We start from the raw sequence: 17346 nt of genomic DNA on the forward strand, positions 1-17346 counted from the left end.
CTAGTATGCAGGGAAGGGCATTGTTATTCGCATGCTTGCTGCTTTTATCGAGTTGTGCTGAAACACAGGTAAAGCCGCCGATTAGCAGTCAAGTCAGCGATGGTGACGACGTTGAGTCAAGCATTGATCAAGATATCGACACATCCCTACAGAATGATGTGGATCTTGACGTATTTGATGAGGTCGAGCGTCAGCAATACCCTGAACTACCAGAACGTTTAAGGGTAGAGCGATTAGCGAATCTTCCTGCAGAGGTTGTTGAGTCTTCTGGTTTAGCCATGCGTCAAGGACGATTATGGACGCATAATGACAGTGGACACGATGCAACATTATTCGAGTTGACTGAAAGTGGTGATGCGGTGCGTCGTCGAGTGCATCCATTAAACTCTGTGAATGAAGATTGGGAAGCCTTAGCGCAGGATGATAGTACTCTGTTTATTGCTGACTGCGGAAATAACCTGGGCGATCGCATATGGATGCAGATTTATAAAGTCGAGTTGCACGATCTTGATCAAGCTAGAGACCAAGGCGTTGTTCCCAGTGAACGGCTTAATATTCGACTAGCGGATACCCGTCCAGAGCGAAATCGACACGCACACAATAATGACTGTGAAGCACTGACAGTTGTGAATAATGAGTTGTGGCTGTTCACCAAGAATTGGCAGGATCAGCATACGCGCCTTTACCGAATAAATAAGCAGGCGCCTGTTCAGCAACTGGTCAGTAGCGATCAATTTCCGGTAGGGGGCTTGATCACCGGTGCAGATTACGATCCTGTCACTCAGCGTTTAGCCTTAATAGGCTATCGTTTAGGGTTCTTAAATGTATCGGCATTTATTTGGTTAGTGCCGGTTGAGCAGAATGCACCTAACTGGAATGAGGCCAGCTATCATGCAATCAGTCCAGTGGGTCAGTGGGAGGCGATTTTGTGGCACCAAGGAGATCTACTGGTCACAAGAGAGTCCAGTGTATTGGGTAGAGCTTGGTTAGGTCGCATTAGTCTTACTGAGTAAGGAGTCCGGTTTAAATCGTGAATCCTATTGCTTTATTGTTACAATATAACATTTAATATTTTGTATATTTTCCAAAATGACTAGAGTTGACAACTATGTTGCAGATTTATAACACCTTGACGCGAGCTAAACAGCCTTTTCAACCCCTACAGGCCGGCAAAATCGGCATGTATGTCTGTGGTGTCACGGTTTATGACTACTGTCATATAGGTCATGCTCGCGTCATGGTTTCATTTGATGTTATCACTCGATACCTTCGGTGGCGTGGTTGGGATGTTAATTATGTGCGTAACATCACCGATGTAGATGACAAGATTATTCGTCGAGCCGCTGAAAATGGCGAATCAGTGGACCAGTTGACTGAACGCATGATCGCTGCAATGCATGAAGATGAAACGGCTTTATCCGTGCTTCGCCCTGATGAAGAGCCACGAGTCACCGGGCATATGGATAACATTATCCTGTTCATTCAAGACTTGATCGACAAAGGCTTCGCTTACTTGGCATCCAACGGTGATATCTATTACCGTGTTGAAAAGTTCGAAGGTTATGGCAAATTAAGTGGCCAGCAGATTGATGAACTCCGCTCTGGTGCGCGTGTTGAGGTAGATGAAGTAAAAGAGAGCCCGCTCGATTTTGTGTTATGGAAAGCGGCAAAACCCGGTGAGGTGAGCTGGAAATCTCCTTGGGGTGAAGGACGTCCTGGTTGGCACATAGAATGTTCAGCTATGTCTCGATGCTGCATCGGCAAGACCTTAGACATTCATGGTGGCGGTCCCGATCTGCCTTTCCCTCATCATGAAAACGAGATCGCTCAGTCGGAAGCGGCGAATAGTTGCACCTATGCCAATTATTGGATGCACGCAGGGCCGGTTCGCGTAAATCAAGAAAAGATGTCCAAGTCACTGAATAACTTCTTTACCATTCGTGATGTGCTGAAAGTACATAACCCTGAAGTGGTTCGCTATTTTCTAACCAGTGCGCATTATCGTAGTTATATTGATTATTCCAACTCAAGTTTGACTGAAGCACGTTCTGCATTAGAGCGTTTCTATCAAGCATTGCAAGGGATCACCGTTGAAGAAAGCCCTCAAGGTGTCAATGATAGTTATGAACAACGTTTCTGTGAAGCGATGGAGGATGACTTCAATACACCCAAAGCCTTAGCGGTATTGTTCGAGTTGGTTAATGAGCTGAATGTCGCTAAGCATGCTAAAGCACCTGAGTTGCCGCATTTGGCCGGCGAATTAAAACGTCTAGCCGGTATTCTCGGATTGTTACAACAAAATCCTGATCAGTTCCTTCGCGGTGATGATCAAGAAGGGCAGATCACAGGTGAAGAGATTGAAGCGTGGATTACTAAACGAGCAGCGGCAAAGGCCAATAAGGACTATGCTGAAGCAGACCGTATTCGTCAGTCACTGCTGGATCAAGGTGTAATTCTTAAAGATAGTCGCGATGGTACGACTTGGTATCGTGAAGCAATATGATCATAAATAATTAATAATAAATAGATAATATGCTCTAAACCATGTTGGTCATAGGTTGATGTAAGTAAGAGAGATTCTATGCACGAAGAACTGCAATTTGCTTCAACAGAAGAAAGACTCGTATATCTTCAGCGATTAATTGAAGCAGAAGATCATGTCAGTCTTTGTGAAGCATTATCTGAGCAGGAAGCGCCGGATGTTGCTCGTTTACTGGAATCCTTCCCAGCCAATTTGCGTCGCCAAATTTGGACAGCCGTTCCAGAAAGTCTGGTTGGTGAAGTGCTAGCGGAAGTCGCAGAAGACATTCGCGAAGAGTATCTGGCTGATCTTAGCATCTCAGATGTTACTGAAATTGTTAAAGGCCTAGATGCACAGGAAGTTGCGGAAGTTTTAGATGTCGTTGATGAAGAGCTTAAAGCGGGCGTTTATGATTCTCTTGATGAGATTATTCGTTCTCAGGTAGAGGTTCTTCAAGCTTATGATGAAGATACCGTCGGTCGATACATGGACCCTGAAACGGTCAACGTGAAGCAGGGTGTGACGTTGGAAGCGGTTCAACGTTTCGTCCGTATTCATAGGCTTCTGGATGACGAATCACAAGAAATTATGGTGACCGATAAAGATAAGCATTTAATGGGTACCATAACATTGATTGATCTTGTTAAGCAGAATCAAGACTCTCTTGTTGATGAGCACATGTATAATCCGTTTACCTTAAATGACACCATGAAGATCAACGAAGCGGCATCGATTCTTAGATCACGCGAATTATACTTTGCCCCAGTGATCAATGCGGATGGGGTTCTTGTAGGTCAGTTAAATATTGCCGACATTCTGGAGATTACGCAGGATGATTCAGATCTAACCCTTAAGCATATGTCTGGTGTCAGTGATGAGGAAGAACTGTTCTCACCCATCCTTCAAAGTGCTAAAAGTAGGGGAGTGTGGCTAGGCATTAACTTGGCAACCGCGTTTTTGGCGGCAGCTGTTATCGGTCAGTTTGAAGCGGTACTAGAACAAGTGGTAGCGTTGGCCGTTTTAATGCCTGTCGTTGCAAGCATGGGGGGGATTGCCGGTAGTCAGACTTTGACGGTTGTCATCCGAGGCTTGGCGCTAGGGCAAATTGCGGGTAACAATAAAATCTGGTTGTTCAACAAAGAGTTGTGGGTAGGCCTTACGAACGGTGTGATTTGGGCACTGGTAGTAGGTATCATCTCTCACCTGTGGTTTGGTAACGTTCAAATCTCGATTGTCATTGCCATCGCCATACTTATCAATATGACGATTGCCAACCTTGCGGGTATTGCTATCCCTTTAATGCTTAAGAAGATGAAGATAGATCCTGCACTATCGGGTGCTGTTATCTTAACAACCGTTACCGACGTTGCTGGTTTCTTATCCTTTCTTGGACTCGCAACATTAATCATTTTAAAGTGAGGTGTTGCTTCAGCTATAACCTACCGAGTACTTCACTCAGTAGGTTGCCCTCATTTTACGGGTCTTATATTTATTAGTAGGTTGCCGTTTTCTGTATTGCCCCAATCGGTTTGCCATGCAAAGCAGTTGACCCATGGGGTTTCCCTCGTGAATCACGACGGGTGTATTCCACAAGTAGAAAAGTAAATCTTGAGTAATCTCTTCAGCAAACCTAGTCGACCCAAATAAACCCGATAGATAAGCTTTTAACTCCTCGTGATGCACAGACAGATAGTCAGATAAGTCGATTGTTTTTGAGTTCATGCGAATCTCCTATAGAGTGCGTATTGATCTCAAGATAATACGAATAATAATAATTATCAATAGCGATTATTGGGTTTTTTAATACTTACCAGTGCAGAAGTCTTAGCAATGAGAGGATCTTGTAAAAGGGAGTAGGTAGACCAAAAAACAGTTGAAATATTTATGATAAGCGTTATCATTTAGATTAAGTGATTAGCGGAGATTAAGCCATGTATGTCTGTATCTGTAATGGTGTAACTGAGCGAGATATTCATCAAGCGATCGATGAAGGGGCTCAGAGTGTTCGTGATCTTAATAAAGCGCTTCAAGTAGGTGCCTGTTGTGGCAAATGCGTGAGTGTTGCAAGAAGTGTTGTAAGGTCACGTCAGGATCAATTGTTATTAGATGCTTGTACAGACGCTGCTGCTTAAAAACTACCTTAACAGTTATAGAAACCGCACTGCTTCTAGTACTGCGGTTTTTTGTATTTACCGTACATCCTGTACATAAAAAAAAGCCGTAACTCAGGGGTCTGGGTTACGGCCTAACGTGCTGAGAGCACATGAACTGTAGTGCCGGGGCACAAGTTCAACCTGTCAATGAAGCTTCATGTTAATGCAAAGAATTATCATTTGCAATCGCATTAAACTAAAAAGTTGAACATTTTTTTGATCATTACATCTGCGACTGTAGGTAGTTCTGCAGTCCAATTTTTTCGATTAAGCCTAATTGCTGTTCCAGCCAATGTGCATGATCTTCTTCCGTATCCTTTAGCAAAACTTGTAACATGTCTCGCGTTTGGTAGTCCTGTTTCGACTCGCATAATGCAATTGCTTGTTTAAGCTGATTGCCGACTTCATATTCCAAATTGAGATCAAACTGCAGCATTTCAGGAACTGTCTTGCCAATATGCACAGGGCCGCGAGTAGAGAGGTCGGGAGTGCCTTCCAGCATTAGAATGCGGTCGATCAATAAGCTTGCATGACCTTTTTCATCGTCAAACTCATGAGCGATCCGCTCGTGAAGCTTGCCTAGACCCCAATCTTCATACATTTTGGAGTGCACAAAATATTGATCCATTGCAGCGAGTTCACTGCCGAGGATTTCATTCATTTTCGCGATGATATCTGCATTGCCTTTCATCTGTGTTCTCCTTTAAATCTGTGACTGTAAATAATTTTCAGTGCCTAGGTTTTCGATCAACTGATGCTGAGTTTCCAGCCAATCGATGTAGTTTTCCTCATCTTCCAGGAGCTCTTCAAGCAGTTCTCTGCTGACATAATCCTGAAGTTTTTCACATTCAGCAATGGCTTGGCGGAGGAGGGGGAGTTGATCCATAACAAAACCTAGATCAGCGCTAAGCATTTCAACAGGTGTTTCACCGATGCGTAGACGGTCCAATTGTTGAAGGTTAGGTAATCCTTCCAGCATTAGGATACGTTCGATCAGTTTGTCAGCCTGTTTCATATCTTTGATCGATTTCTTGTAGGCTTTCTCGTTCAATTCGTTAAATCCCCAGTTGCCGAACATGCGTGCATGGAGAAAAAACTGATTGATAGAGGTAAGTTCGTAGGTTAGCACTTTGTTGAGTTGCTGGATGATGGTTTTCTCGCCTTTCATATTTGGCACCCTAGTAATTCAAATGATAATGATTCAGTTTATGCTTATTAATAAATAATAAAATCAGTAACTTATAATAGTTGACTATTATAGTCATCTATTTAGATTAAGCAAATATAAGTGGTTAAAAGCTCAGAAAAACGTTTAATGCTTGACCTAAATCTAGGCTCTAGAAAGCTTCATAGTCAATCTAATCAGTTAAATAAAATTTTTATTGACTTAATAAATAGTAATAATGATAATGATTCTCGTTAGGTTTAAGGAGTTAATATGAACAGTCAATCAAACAGCTTTAAAGACGTAGAGCAGGAACTTTCTGCCCCGCTCATTGGTGGGGAGTTGAACGCTTCTCGTATTTCAAGTGACGTGCTGTTATCTGACAGAGGACGTCTAGAGATAGTTCATGAAAATGAGATCTATCGCTTAACAAGGACGAAAAACGGTAAGTTGATACTGACCAAATAATCCTCTTAACCCTAGCGTTAAACCAAATCTCATCAAAAAGCGTTAAGCCAGCCAGCTTTAAACCTGCCAGCCAGCCAATGTAATTCTAACTGTCCTTGTTAAGAATCATTTGGAGTGGTAATGAACCCTTTTCGATTTAAATTATTAGCTGTTGCAATTGTATCCACAGCATCAATTGCCAGCGCTAATGATGCTTCTATTCGTCTTGATGACCTCGTTGTTAGTGCATCTGGTTTTGAGCAGAAAATTACCGATGCGCCTGCCAGTATATCTGTTGTGACACGCGAAGAGCTGGAGCGAAAGCGTTTTTCAAACTTAGCTGAAGCTCTAAGTGATGTCGAGGGGATCGATGTTGGTCAAGGAACGGGTAAAACGGGCGGCATAAACATCAGCATGAGAGGGATGCCTTCTGAATATACTTTAGTGATGATTGATGGTCGCAGGCAAAATACGTCAGGGAATATCACTCCTAATGGGTTTGGTGAAACCTCGACTAGCTTTTTGCCGCCTGTGTCAGCTATTGAAAGAATAGAAGTCATTCGTGGGCCGATGTCCACTCTTTACGGCTCTGATGCCATGGGTGGTGTGATAAATATTATTACGCGAAAAGTGGCTCAAGAGTGGAGTGGATCAATTTCAGCAGATACGACCTATCAGGAAAATAGAGATGCAGGCGATAGTCATCGGATGAATCTTTACGCTTCGGGACCTTTGATCGAAGATCGTTTGGGTTTGGCGGTTCGTGGAAGCTGGTTTGAAAGAAAAGATGCCAACTTAACCTTCAATGATGGAACCGTGATCAGTCAAAGAGGACCGTCTCCAGTTGGTGCTGAAAACACGACAGCAGGGATTAGATTGACCTTAACGCCGAACGACCATCATGATGTCTCGTTGGATTTTGATCAGGCGAGACAAACCTATAATAACGACAAATGTCAGCTGGGATCTTTAGATGGATTAGACCGCACTTGCACGCTTCCAGCACTCAATACGGCGAATGGTTATGAGAAAGAGTTAAAGTTTAACAGAGATCGGTTAACACTCTCACATACAGGTAGATTTGCCGTCGGGACGCTTGAGTCGAGCCTTATGGTAAATGAGACAGAAACCCTTGGTCGAACTATTCCAGGAACAATTGGACAAGCTTACAAAAACCTTCCCTCGGTAGTTGGTGGGAATCCACGTGATCTTATCAATAAAGATGTTGTTTTTGATACTAAGTTTTTTACACCTGTCGGTGATCAGCACATGATTACTGTCGGTGGGCAGTATATCGATGCCAGTCTGCAAGATGGCATAGCTGATCAAAAGTTTGAGCAAAAATCTTGGGCGTTGTTTGCGGAAGATGAATGGTTTCTGAGAGATGATTTAGCCTTAACCTTGGGGGGTCGCTATGATCATCATGATCAATTTGGTGGTCATTTGAGTCCAAGAGGGTATCTGGTTTGGTCCGTCTCGGATCAATGGACCGCTAAAGGTGGTATGTCTAGAGGTTACAAAACCCCCTCGCTTAATGATCTACATGCTGGAATCAATGGTGCTACGAGACAAGGTGAAGTCTTGACCATCGGTAATCCGAATCTAAAACCGGAAACGGTAACGAGCACGGAGTTGGGTTTGTATTTCGACAACCAGTCAGGTGTGAACGCCAACGCTACCATTTTTCATAACAATTTTAGTAATAAGATTGCTAATGGAGATCCTATTACTATTTCAGGTAATCCTCGCATCCCTGATGGCACTTATTCTCAAAGCGTTAATATTGATGAAGCAGTCACTCAAGGTCTTGAACTGGCAGCCCGTCTTCCCATCGTCGATAATTGGTCATTGAGCTTAAATTACACCTATACAGATACCGAACAAAAAAGCGGTGATAATTCTGGTCGTCCGCTGACGCTAACGCCTAAACACATGGCGAATGCAACTTTGGACTGGCGTGTAAACTCTGATTTAAACCTATGGTTTAAGGGAGAGTATCGTGGCAAGAGAGAGCGATTTACATCTAGTTATGAGAATTTAGCCAATGCTGATGGAAGCTATTCAACCAGTCAGTCCATATATGACACCTTAGGTGCTAGACTGAGTGATTACACAGTATTTCATTTGGGTGGTTCTTACAAAGCTAGTTCAAATCTTACATTCTCTGCATCCATATATAATCTATTCGATAAAGATTTTATTGGTGATGCGGTTCGTTACAATACCTACAATGATTCAGGTGGAGTAAACGGTGATGGTTTCGGTAACAGTTACTTTCATTCCTTAGCCGCGACCACCGGTATTATTGAGGAAGGCAGACGGCTTTGGCTTTCAGCAGTATACAACTTCTAATAAGCAACACGTAAAATCCTCTTCATCGATATTTAACCGCCGAATTCAACCTCGGCGGTTTTTTTGCATGTATATCGTTTAGTATGCTATTTGCAAACAATGAACTATGCTAATTACCTGAAATTTAATAAGTATATAGTTTAGGAGCAGGGTTATTCATACTTTACTGCAGAAGCATCCCTTATTGACGATTGTGCTGGCGCAACTCTTTGGTACTTCTTTATGGTTTAGCATAAACGGTGTTTGGTTATCCTACGCTAGCATGTATGACCTTAATGATTCCTACCTTGGGTATTTAACATTATCAGTTCAGTTTGGCTTTATTTTAGGGACATTACTTTTAGCAATCAGTGGATTGGCCGATAGATTTAAAGCCAGTGAAATCTTCGCTATCGCGTGCTTCATCGGTGCGGGTGTTAATTTATTAATGACTTTGACGCAGGCAACATTAGCCCTCGATATGTTAGTACGCTTCTTAACAGGTGTTTGCCTTGCAGGTATTTATCCTTTGGGGATGAAGTTAGTTATCTCATGGACACCTAAATATGCAGGTGCCGCTTTAGCCTGGTTGGTAGGTATGTTAACACTGGGAACTTCGATGCCTCACTTGTTAAGAGGAATAACCTTAGGAATGCCCTGGCAGTGGTCAATTACAGCTGCCTCTGTTTTTGCGGTATTGGGTGGTGTTGTAGTTTTGGTGCTGGGCACAGGAGATCACCTACCTAAACAGCCAAGTAAAATGAATTTGGGTAAGGGCTTCTTGGCGCTTAGATTGCCAAACTTTAGAGCAGTTGCTAGTGGTTATTTTGGTCATTGCTGGGAGCTGTATGCTTTTTGGATGCTCGTGCCATTATTGGTGAGTCGAGAAATATCAAGGTTGAATCTATCGTTAGACTTAGTCTCGATAGTCTCGTTTTTAATCATCGGATTAGGTGCGTTAGGTTGTATTTTGGGAGGCGTCTTAAGTAAGTCGATAGGTAGTCTTCTTGTTGCTAAAACAGCTTTATATGTATCTGGATTTATCTGTTTGCTCTACCCATTTTTATCAGGTCTTTCACCTATATTGATGTTTGTTCTTCTGATGATATGGGGTATCGCAGTGATTGCTGATTCACCTCAGTTTTCAGCTCTTGCTGCGCTGAATGCGCCCGCAGACAGTTTAGGCTCTTCACTGGCGATGATGAATGCCATTGGATTTGCACTGACCATTCCATCCATCTGGATTACCAGTCTGCTTTGGAACGACATGGGGCCTTGGGTGGTCTTATGGCTATTGCCTGGACCCGTTATAGGTCTGTGGGCGCTTCGAAAAATGAAAGCATCACACCAAGATTGATATGTAAATATATGTAAATATTGAGCTTAATAGTTGAAGCTCAGATGGTATTTTCAACATAATGTCCAAAATACTTTTTAGGATCTAATACATGGTGACGGTAAAAAAAGCATTTCCCTTATGGCGCTGGTTATTTGCAATCATCGTCTTGGCTTCAGCAGCGGGGGCTTATTATGTTTATGTATACAGCGTCACTGATGACGAAGTGTCCTATGTAACAGTGTCCAAAGGCTCGATTGAAAATATCGTTACCGCTACCGGACGCTTACAACCTCGTAATTTTGTTGATGTTGGGGCGCAAGTCTCGGGTCAATTGATTGAAATTTTGGTTGATGTTGGTGATCAGGTTGAGGAAGGTCAATTACTGGCGGAAATAGATTCGACGGTATATCGCGCTAATGTTGATGGGACACGAGCTCAATTGCGTAATCTTGAAGCACAAATGCAGGATCGAAAAGCGCAGCTTGAATTAGCGCAGATTCAGCTAAGACGCCAAAGACAATTAGTGTCGAATCGAATGACCTCTGAAGAGTCATTACAAATTGCTGAAGCCTCTCAGCGATCAGCGGAGGCTCAAGTGCAGGCTTTAGCCGCTCAGATAGATCAAACCTCTTCAACCCTGCGAGCGGAAGAGGCGCGCCTTAATTACTCTCAAATCTTCGCACCTATGTCTGGAACTGTCGTGAATATTGTAGCAAGACAAGGGCAAACGATTAATGCCACCCAACAGGCACCAACGATTATGCAAATAGCGGACTTGTCGGTGATGACGGTTCAAGCACAAGTCTCAGAAGCCGATGTGAGTCGTCTGTCTACAGGTATGGAAGCCTATTTTACGACGCTGGGCAATCAGTCAAGACGTTGGTCAGGTCAGCTAAGACGGATAGAACCAACTCCGCAAGTAGAAAATAACGTGGTTCTTTTTAATGCATTATTCGATGTCGATAACCACCAGATGGCGCTATTGCCACAAATGACGGCTCAAGTGTTTTTTATAGTTGATAAAGTGGATGACGTCTTAATGCTGCCGGTCAATGCAATCTCTGGCTCATCAAACAGACAAGCTGGTGTCGCTAAGGTGAAACTGCTTTTACCAGATGGATCAATAGAAGAACGGGAAGTGATCACCGGACTATCGAATCGTGTTCAGATAGAGATTAAGGAAGGTTTGTCACTTGAAGATCAGGTTGTGACACCTCAAGGTTCTCAACGTGCTGGGAATGCTCAATCCACTCAAACAGGAATGAGACCTCGATGACGTCTGCCGCTTTAACACCTCTCATCGAGATTAAGAATCTTTATCGAACCTTTAAAAGTGGCGAGAGTGACGTTGATGTATTAAAAGGTATCAACCTGACTATTATGCCGGGTGAGTTTGTGGCCATTGTTGGTGCATCAGGTTCTGGTAAATCAACCCTAATGAATCTGTTAGGATGCCTTGATCGACCCACAAAAGGTCAGTACCTATTTAATGGTACCGATGTCGCTTTGCTCGATAACGATGAGTTAGCGGCTCTGCGTCGTGAAGCTTTTGGATTTGTCTTTCAAAGCTACAATCTTTTATCAGGTGAGTCAGCAAGAGGAAATGTCGAAGTGCCTGCTGTATATGCAGGACTCTGCCGTACAGAACGGCATCAAAGGGCCGAAGAATTACTCTCCCGACTAGGTTTATCTGATCGAATGGATCATAAACCAAACCAACTTTCCGGTGGTCAGCAACAACGTGTTTCTATTGCAAGAGCCTTGATGAACGGCGGTCAGGTAATTCTAGCCGATGAACCTACTGGGGCATTAGATAGCCAAACGGGTGAAGAGGTCATGAAGCTTTTTGCTGATTTATCTTCGCAAGGTCATACACTGATTCTAATTACCCATGACCCAAAGGTTGCGGCTCATGCTGATCGTATTATTGAAATCAGTGATGGTGTGATCACCCAAGATCCTAAATCAGTTATGAAAGTATCCGTTTCAGTGACGGTTAAAGCTCCTGCTCAACTCAATGCTAAACCCGGCAATTTTTTTGCCCATCTAGCAGAAGCGATGCGGATGTCTCTAAGTGCCTTAACCAGCAATCTGTTTAGAACTGTATTGACGCTTCTTGGCATTGTGATAGGCGTGGCATCAGTGATTACCATGTTGGCTATTGGAGATGGCGCGCGTCAGTCGATTGTGGATCGCATTAGTTCCATGGGCAGTAATTTACTGCTGGTTAGGCCCGGTGGTCCAAATCAGCGAGGTTGGGGAGCAACGACACTGATCCCTGAAGATGCTATTGCGGTTGGAGAGTTGCAAGGAGTCGATGCGGCCATTCCTGAACAGGGTGGGACCGTCACCCTAAGAGCGGCTGAACGAGATCATCGAACAGAGGTGTTAGCAACGTCAGCGGAATATTCTGACTTCCGAAATTGGCCCGTTTCATCCGGAACGTTTTTCTCTCAAGAGGATGAACTACGCTTTGCCAGTGTGGCCGTGCTAGGTCAAACCGCTGCCAATGCGGTATTCCCGGAACAAGATCCTGTCGGACAGTATGTCATGGTCGATAACGTTTTGTTTTTGGTTATCGGTGTGATGAGTCCTCGAGGTGCCTCTCCATTTGGTAGAGATGAAGATGATGTCATTATCGTTCCTTTTGAAAGTGGAGGAGTTCGTCTTTTAGGCCGTCGCCATTTACGCACCATGACAGTAGCGGTTGAAGAACAGGCAGACATCTTTCAAGTGCAGCATTCTGTTCATGATTTATTGCTCAGTCGTCACGGGGTTGAAGATTTCCAGATACGTAATATGGAATCGATTATTCAATCAGTCACCGAAACTCAAAACACCATGACCATTTTATTGGGTTCGATTGCCGCTATTTCGTTACTTGTGGGAGGAATAGGGGTTATGAATATCATGCTGGTATCGGTCACCGAAAGAACCCGTGAAATAGGGGTCAGAATGGCAACGGGTGCTCGAACCAGCAATATTTTGCAACAGTTTCTGACAGAAGCGGTATTAGTATCAGCACTGGGTGGTGTTCTAGGTGTACTAATGGGTCTCGGGGTAACTTCGCTTCTTGATCGATTAGGAACTGACGTGGTGTTTAGTCCGTTTCCTGTGATTTTAGCCTTTGGTTGTGCATTTTTAACAGGATTAATCTTTGGATACTTACCTGCTCGCAAAGCCGCTCGATTAGACCCCGTGGTGGCGTTGTCGACTGATTAAATAGTTATTGTTTCTAGTCAGTTAAGCATGCTAGTGTTATTTTATAACACTAGCATTTCCATTTTATAGGACTTCAAGATGTCTAATTCTAACGAACGTAAACCTCTGATACCGGTTACGCTATTAACCGGCTTTTTGGGGAGTGGTAAAACGACACTTTTAAATAAATTAGTTAAGCAGGATGCCTTCAAAGACACACTGATTATCATCAATGAATTTGGTGAAATGGCACTGGATCATATGCTGGTCACCCATGCGACTGAAAATGTGATTATGGAGATGGGTAACGGCTGTCTGTGTTGCACCATTCGTGGCGATTTGGTTAAGACGTTACGTGATATTACTTGGCGCTTTGCCCGTGGAGGAGAACGTCATTTCAGTCGTGTGTTAATAGAAACCACCGGCTTGGCTGATCCAGCACCGATTATCCATACCCTAATGACACATCCTCAAATTGCCAGTCGTTATAAGTTAGATGGTGTTATCACCTTGGTTGATGCGTGTAATGGCTCAGATACCTTAAATAACCATCCTGAAGCAGTCAAACAAGCCGCTGTTGCTGATGTGTTAATGTTATCCAAAGAAGATCTTGCACCTGCTGAGCAGAGTGAGCAACTAAAGCTACGTCTGAAAAAAATTAATCCAGCCGCTAATTTATGGTCTAGCAGTCAAGGTGATGTAAATGCCGATCAGTTGATTGATTTGGGTTTGTTTTCTTCGACGGGTAAAGCCCCTGATGTTGCCAAATGGTTAAAAGAAGAAGCTTATGCTGACCATGACCATGACCATGACCATGACCATGACCATGACCATGACCATGACCATGACCACCATCATCATGGACATGAGCACCATCACCATCACCATCATGATGTGAATCGGCACAATGATCATATACGTGCTTTTTGCTTCGCTATTGATACGCCCATCACTGAAGAGCAGTTATCCGCTTGGTTGGATGTGTTGATGAGTTTTATGGGTGAAAATATTCTTCGAGTAAAAGGAATTTTGAATATTCAGGGTCATGAGGCGCCTATTGTTATTCACGGCGTACAACATGTATTTCATCCGCTGGTGCCATTGCCCGAATGGCCATCGGAAGATCGACGCTCACGGATTGTGTTTATTACGAAGGACGTGCCAAGAGAGGTCGTTGAGTCTGCGTTGGAGGCTTTGACGGGGATTAAGCCCGCCAAAGTGTAAAAAATAGGATATGAAAATTACTTTAGATGATTTTGGGTTAACTGCAACTGGCTAAGAACAGCAACGATCAGAATAAAGCCATCCTCTTTGGTAAAGTAGGCTGTGTGCTTTCCTATTGGGAAGAAGAAGCCACTTGGGTACAGCTCGCTACAGCTTATTCCAACGACTGGATTGTCAGCAAGCATTTGAAATGCCATAAGTAGGTTGTCCCTGTACCTATTCCATTGTAATTCGGAAAAGTTCGTCACGGTGTAGCTTTTAATCTTGCGCAAATGACTTTGCGCAAGATTGCTTAGCTTATATGTGTTTCTTTGCATGCTTAAGCTACAGGCTCTTCAAGAATGTTTCTCCATCAACGACCTTGCCTTTCGCTAGGTCTTCTTTTGCAGACTCAAAGCAATATTTGATGTAATCGGCTTTCATGGCTTCAAGTTCTTCATAGTCTTTAATCGACATCACAATAACGGCGTCTTTGTTGTTTTTACTAATTTTAATAGGCCCACGTTGAGCGTTTAGAAGCAGTTCACCGAAATTACGTTTGGCATCATTTGCTGTTAATGTATCCATGTTCAACCCCTCTAAGTCTGCTAGCTCAGTGATATTATAGAGCATCGACTCAAAAGTGCTATTTAATCTAATCGTGCGATTAGTGCGAAAAGTAAAGTTAACATGTAACACGGAGTGCTCTAGTCTCGAGTTGATTTTGATTCGGTAAGGTTCTGCTGAGTAAGTCGCTTGAGCGTTTGATCTTTTTCATACCATAACGCTTGAACCCACTGCTGAAAGGCGAGTCGATATTCAGGGTCGTTTTCATAATCACCATGACGTAACTGATCAGGAATCGGTTTTTCTTGAACAATCACATGACAGCGTTTCATTTTTCCCTGTAAAAACGCCCAGTAGGTGGGAATGCCATCTGGGTAATGAATGGTGACATCTAAAATGGATCGAAATTGATCACCCATTGCATTGAAGGCAAAAGCCATGCCTCCTGCCTTAGGTTTCAGCAGATACTTAAATGGAGAGTTTTGTTGCTGATGTTTAGCCGGGGTAAAGCGAGTACCTTCTAGAAAGTTCATCACACTGGTTGGCATGTCTCTAAACTTTTCGCAGGCTTTGCGAGTCGTTTCGATATCTTTACCCTTCATCTCGGGGTGTTTTTCTAAATAGGCTATGCTGTAACGCTTCATAAAAGGGAAGTCGAGCGCCCACCATGCGGCTCCCATGATCGGTACCTTGATCAGCTCCTGCTTTAAAAAAAACTTGAGAAGTGGAATGCGACCATTAAGGCAATGTTGAAGCACCATGATATCGACCCAGGACTGATGGTTGCTGATGACAAAATACCAGCCTTTAGGATCAAGTGTTTCGGGTAATTGAATCTCCCAGTCCATTCGTTGTGTTAGGCGCATCCACAATGAGTTATTGCTGACCCAGCGATTGGCGATAAAGACAAGGATAGTATTCAGTTTACGGCGAACGGGTTTAAACGGAATAAGAATTTTCAGTAGCGTAAAGAAAAATAAGAACACGCATGAGATCAAAATGTTACTGAAAAGCAATGAGCTAGCAATGATTCCGGTTACGATAGGCATGGTCATTCCTTTAGCCGAGGCAGTCTTTATCTCGTTATTTTTGCCAAAGAATAACAACACTCCAATACAAAGTCATGAGTTTGCATTGGAGTGCATGAATAGTGGTTATTACCTTAAACTAAAACTCACCGGCAGTGTAATGATCAATTGATTTTGGTTGATCGATGATGGAAAGCCTGGCATGGGCGCAGCGCGTGTAAGCATCTCTAACACTTCTTGGTCTAGCATCGCATGTCCACTGCTTCTTACAATACGTGAACTCAGCACCTGTCCCTGTCTGTTTATGGTGAACTCCACTTCGGCAACACCTTCACGGCGTTGTCTTCTGGCTGCCATAGGGTAACGTTTATGTTGAGCTAGGTAACGACTCAGTTGTGCATAATAGTTAGCTTCAGCTGCGGGGTCTCCTCCCGTATCAACGATCTGCTCTTGTCCTTGAGTGTTAGCACCGGCAGTTGAACTCTGTTCAGCGGGCGTATCGGTAATTTGCTCACGTTGACCTTGAATATCTGCAGTGGTATCCACAACCTCAGGTGAGGGGGTGGGTGTCACTTTTTTAGGTTCAGATTGAGGCTGTTCTGTAGGAACAGATTTAGGCGCAGGTCTTGGTGTTGGCTCTGGCTTTGGTAAGGGTTCAGGCTCTGCTTCAACGGGTACTTCTACAACTTCCTCGATAGTCTCTTCGACAATTTCTTCAGGTACTTCATCAAGGGATTCATGCGGCTCATCTGAGGCGTCATCAGGAGTCTCTTCATGAGTTGTTTGTTGAGAGGCGGCTTCCATGGCATCCAATAGATCGCCGGCACTGGCTAAGCTGACGGTCACCCCCGCAATGCCTGGTTGAATAGCCGTTTCTTGAGTTGATTTTCGGTGAGTAATCCAAGCATAAGCGAGTAGCGCATGAAGTAAGAGCGCGACCAGAAAAGCTGTTAATCGATGGCGTTTGGTTAATATCATGAGGCTGAACGTGTTTGGCGTGTATAGAGGGTGATTTGTTGCATACCCGAGTCGGAGAGAAGTTTTAATAAAGGTTTCAGTGTCTCAGCAGTGACATCTGCATCAATTTTCAGTGCGAGAGAGATTTGCACGTCAGGTGTATTTAACACCTCTAACTCTGTACGCAAACCATCATAGGTGATCGTCTGATTGTTGAAAGCGATTGAACCTTCAGCATCCATCAAGATTTCAAATTCCAGTGGCGTTGTTGGCGCTTGCGTTTCCGAAGTGGGGGGCATGACATTGAGTACATCGGTCGATGTAATTTGTCCGGCTAACATAAAGAATATCAGCATTAAAAAAACAATGTTGATGAGGGGTATCACATTGTCATCATTACCGGATCTAGCTTTCGTGGTCCTAAACAACTGCAT

General features: G+C 43.6%; 18 protein-coding genes. 10 read left to right on the forward strand and 8 right to left on the reverse strand.

Features of this window, described 5'->3' with window-relative positions:
• Positions 1-5 precede the first annotated feature (5 nt).
• From F7R24_RS03930 to mgtE, 3 genes are all read left to right on the forward strand, one after another.
• On the forward strand, positions 6-1013 hold the full coding sequence (locus F7R24_RS03930) for a hypothetical protein (protein WP_151669947.1): 1008 nt from the start codon (positions 6-8) through the stop codon (positions 1011-1013).
• Positions 1014-1108: 95 nt separating this feature from the next.
• Positions 1109-2503 carry a cysteine--tRNA ligase gene (gene cysS / locus F7R24_RS03935; protein WP_206057467.1) on the forward strand — a complete coding sequence of 465 codons (1395 nt, stop codon included), beginning with the start codon at positions 1109-1111 and terminating at the stop codon, positions 2501-2503.
• Positions 2504-2581: 78 nt separating this feature from the next.
• Entirely contained in the window at positions 2582-3940 is a 1359-nt protein-coding gene (gene mgtE / locus F7R24_RS03940; RefSeq protein WP_151669949.1) for a magnesium transporter, read from the forward strand.
• 36 nt (positions 3941-3976) lie between these two features.
• Here the strand turns inward: mgtE and F7R24_RS03945 are convergent, their stop codons facing one another.
• The gene (locus tag F7R24_RS03945; protein ID WP_151669950.1) at positions 3977-4243 is read right to left on the reverse strand and encodes a sigma-70 family RNA polymerase sigma factor; all 267 of its coding nucleotides are present in this window, start codon (positions 4241-4243) and stop codon (positions 3977-3979) included.
• A gap of 209 nt (positions 4244-4452) precedes the next feature.
• On the opposite strand from F7R24_RS03945, the gene F7R24_RS03950 reads away from it, so the two are divergent.
• Entirely contained in the window at positions 4453-4653 is a 201-nt protein-coding gene (locus F7R24_RS03950) for a (2Fe-2S)-binding protein (RefSeq protein WP_151669951.1), read from the forward strand.
• Between the two features lie 244 nt (positions 4654-4897).
• Here F7R24_RS03950 and bfr (F7R24_RS03955) read toward each other — a convergent pair whose 3' ends face one another.
• Complete coding sequence (bfr, locus tag F7R24_RS03955) at positions 4898-5365, reverse strand: bacterioferritin (RefSeq protein ID WP_151669952.1); 468 nt, start codon at positions 5363-5365, stop codon at positions 4898-4900.
• Positions 5366-5377: 12 nt separating this feature from the next.
• Positions 5378-5842 (reverse strand): bacterioferritin, encoded by a 465-nt coding sequence (gene bfr / locus F7R24_RS03960; RefSeq protein ID WP_151669953.1) that lies wholly within the window; start codon positions 5840-5842, stop codon positions 5378-5380.
• A gap of 270 nt (positions 5843-6112) precedes the next feature.
• Here bfr (F7R24_RS03960) and hemP point away from each other — a divergent pair, with 270 nt between their 5' ends.
• The 6 genes from hemP (at position 6113) to F7R24_RS03990 (ending at position 14381) form a co-directional block, all read left to right on the forward strand.
• The gene (gene hemP, locus F7R24_RS03965; protein WP_151669954.1) at positions 6113-6307 is read left to right on the forward strand and encodes a hemin uptake protein HemP; all 195 of its coding nucleotides are present in this window, start codon (positions 6113-6115) and stop codon (positions 6305-6307) included.
• 120 nt (positions 6308-6427) lie between these two features.
• Positions 6428-8638: a TonB-dependent receptor domain-containing protein gene (locus F7R24_RS03970; protein ID WP_151669955.1), complete on the forward strand. Its 2211-nt coding sequence runs from the start codon at positions 6428-6430 to the stop codon at positions 8636-8638.
• A gap of 193 nt (positions 8639-8831) precedes the next feature.
• Positions 8832-9974 (forward strand): MFS transporter, encoded by a 1143-nt coding sequence (locus tag F7R24_RS03975; RefSeq protein ID WP_338087086.1) that lies wholly within the window; start codon positions 8832-8834, stop codon positions 9972-9974.
• Between the two features lie 91 nt (positions 9975-10065).
• On the forward strand, positions 10066-11232 hold the full coding sequence (locus tag F7R24_RS03980; RefSeq protein WP_151669957.1) for an efflux RND transporter periplasmic adaptor subunit: 1167 nt from the start codon (positions 10066-10068) through the stop codon (positions 11230-11232).
• The gene (locus F7R24_RS03985) at positions 11229-13178 is read left to right on the forward strand and encodes a MacB family efflux pump subunit (protein ID WP_151669958.1); all 1950 of its coding nucleotides are present in this window, start codon (positions 11229-11231) and stop codon (positions 13176-13178) included. Before F7R24_RS03980 ends, F7R24_RS03985 begins: the two co-directional genes overlap by 4 nt.
• A gap of 78 nt (positions 13179-13256) precedes the next feature.
• Positions 13257-14381: a CobW family GTP-binding protein gene (locus tag F7R24_RS03990; RefSeq protein ID WP_151669959.1), complete on the forward strand. Its 1125-nt coding sequence runs from the start codon at positions 13257-13259 to the stop codon at positions 14379-14381.
• Between the two features lie 17 nt (positions 14382-14398).
• Here the strand turns inward: F7R24_RS03990 and F7R24_RS03995 are convergent, their stop codons facing one another.
• The 5 genes from F7R24_RS03995 to F7R24_RS04015 form a co-directional block, all read right to left on the reverse strand.
• A complete protein-coding gene (locus F7R24_RS03995) occupies positions 14399-14698 on the reverse strand; it encodes a type II toxin-antitoxin system RelE/ParE family toxin (protein ID WP_151669960.1) in 300 nt (99 codons plus the stop codon).
• Positions 14699-14705: 7 nt separating this feature from the next.
• Positions 14706-14948, reverse strand: a complete 243-nt coding sequence (locus F7R24_RS04000; protein ID WP_151669961.1) for a type II toxin-antitoxin system Phd/YefM family antitoxin — start codon at positions 14946-14948, stop codon at positions 14706-14708.
• Between the two features lie 119 nt (positions 14949-15067).
• Positions 15068-15976 carry an acyltransferase gene (locus F7R24_RS04005; protein ID WP_338087083.1) on the reverse strand — a complete coding sequence of 303 codons (909 nt, stop codon included), beginning with the start codon at positions 15974-15976 and terminating at the stop codon, positions 15068-15070.
• 108 nt (positions 15977-16084) lie between these two features.
• Positions 16085-16933 (reverse strand): energy transducer TonB, encoded by an 849-nt coding sequence (locus tag F7R24_RS04010; protein ID WP_151669963.1) that lies wholly within the window; start codon positions 16931-16933, stop codon positions 16085-16087.
• Entirely contained in the window at positions 16930-17346 is a 417-nt protein-coding gene (locus tag F7R24_RS04015; RefSeq protein WP_151669964.1) for an ExbD/TolR family protein, read from the reverse strand. The genes F7R24_RS04010 and F7R24_RS04015 overlap by 4 nt, the downstream gene beginning before the upstream one ends.

Source organism: Nitrincola schmidtii (assembly GCF_008973715.1).
Taxonomy (GTDB): Bacteria; Pseudomonadota; Gammaproteobacteria; order Pseudomonadales; family Balneatricaceae; genus Nitrincola; species Nitrincola schmidtii.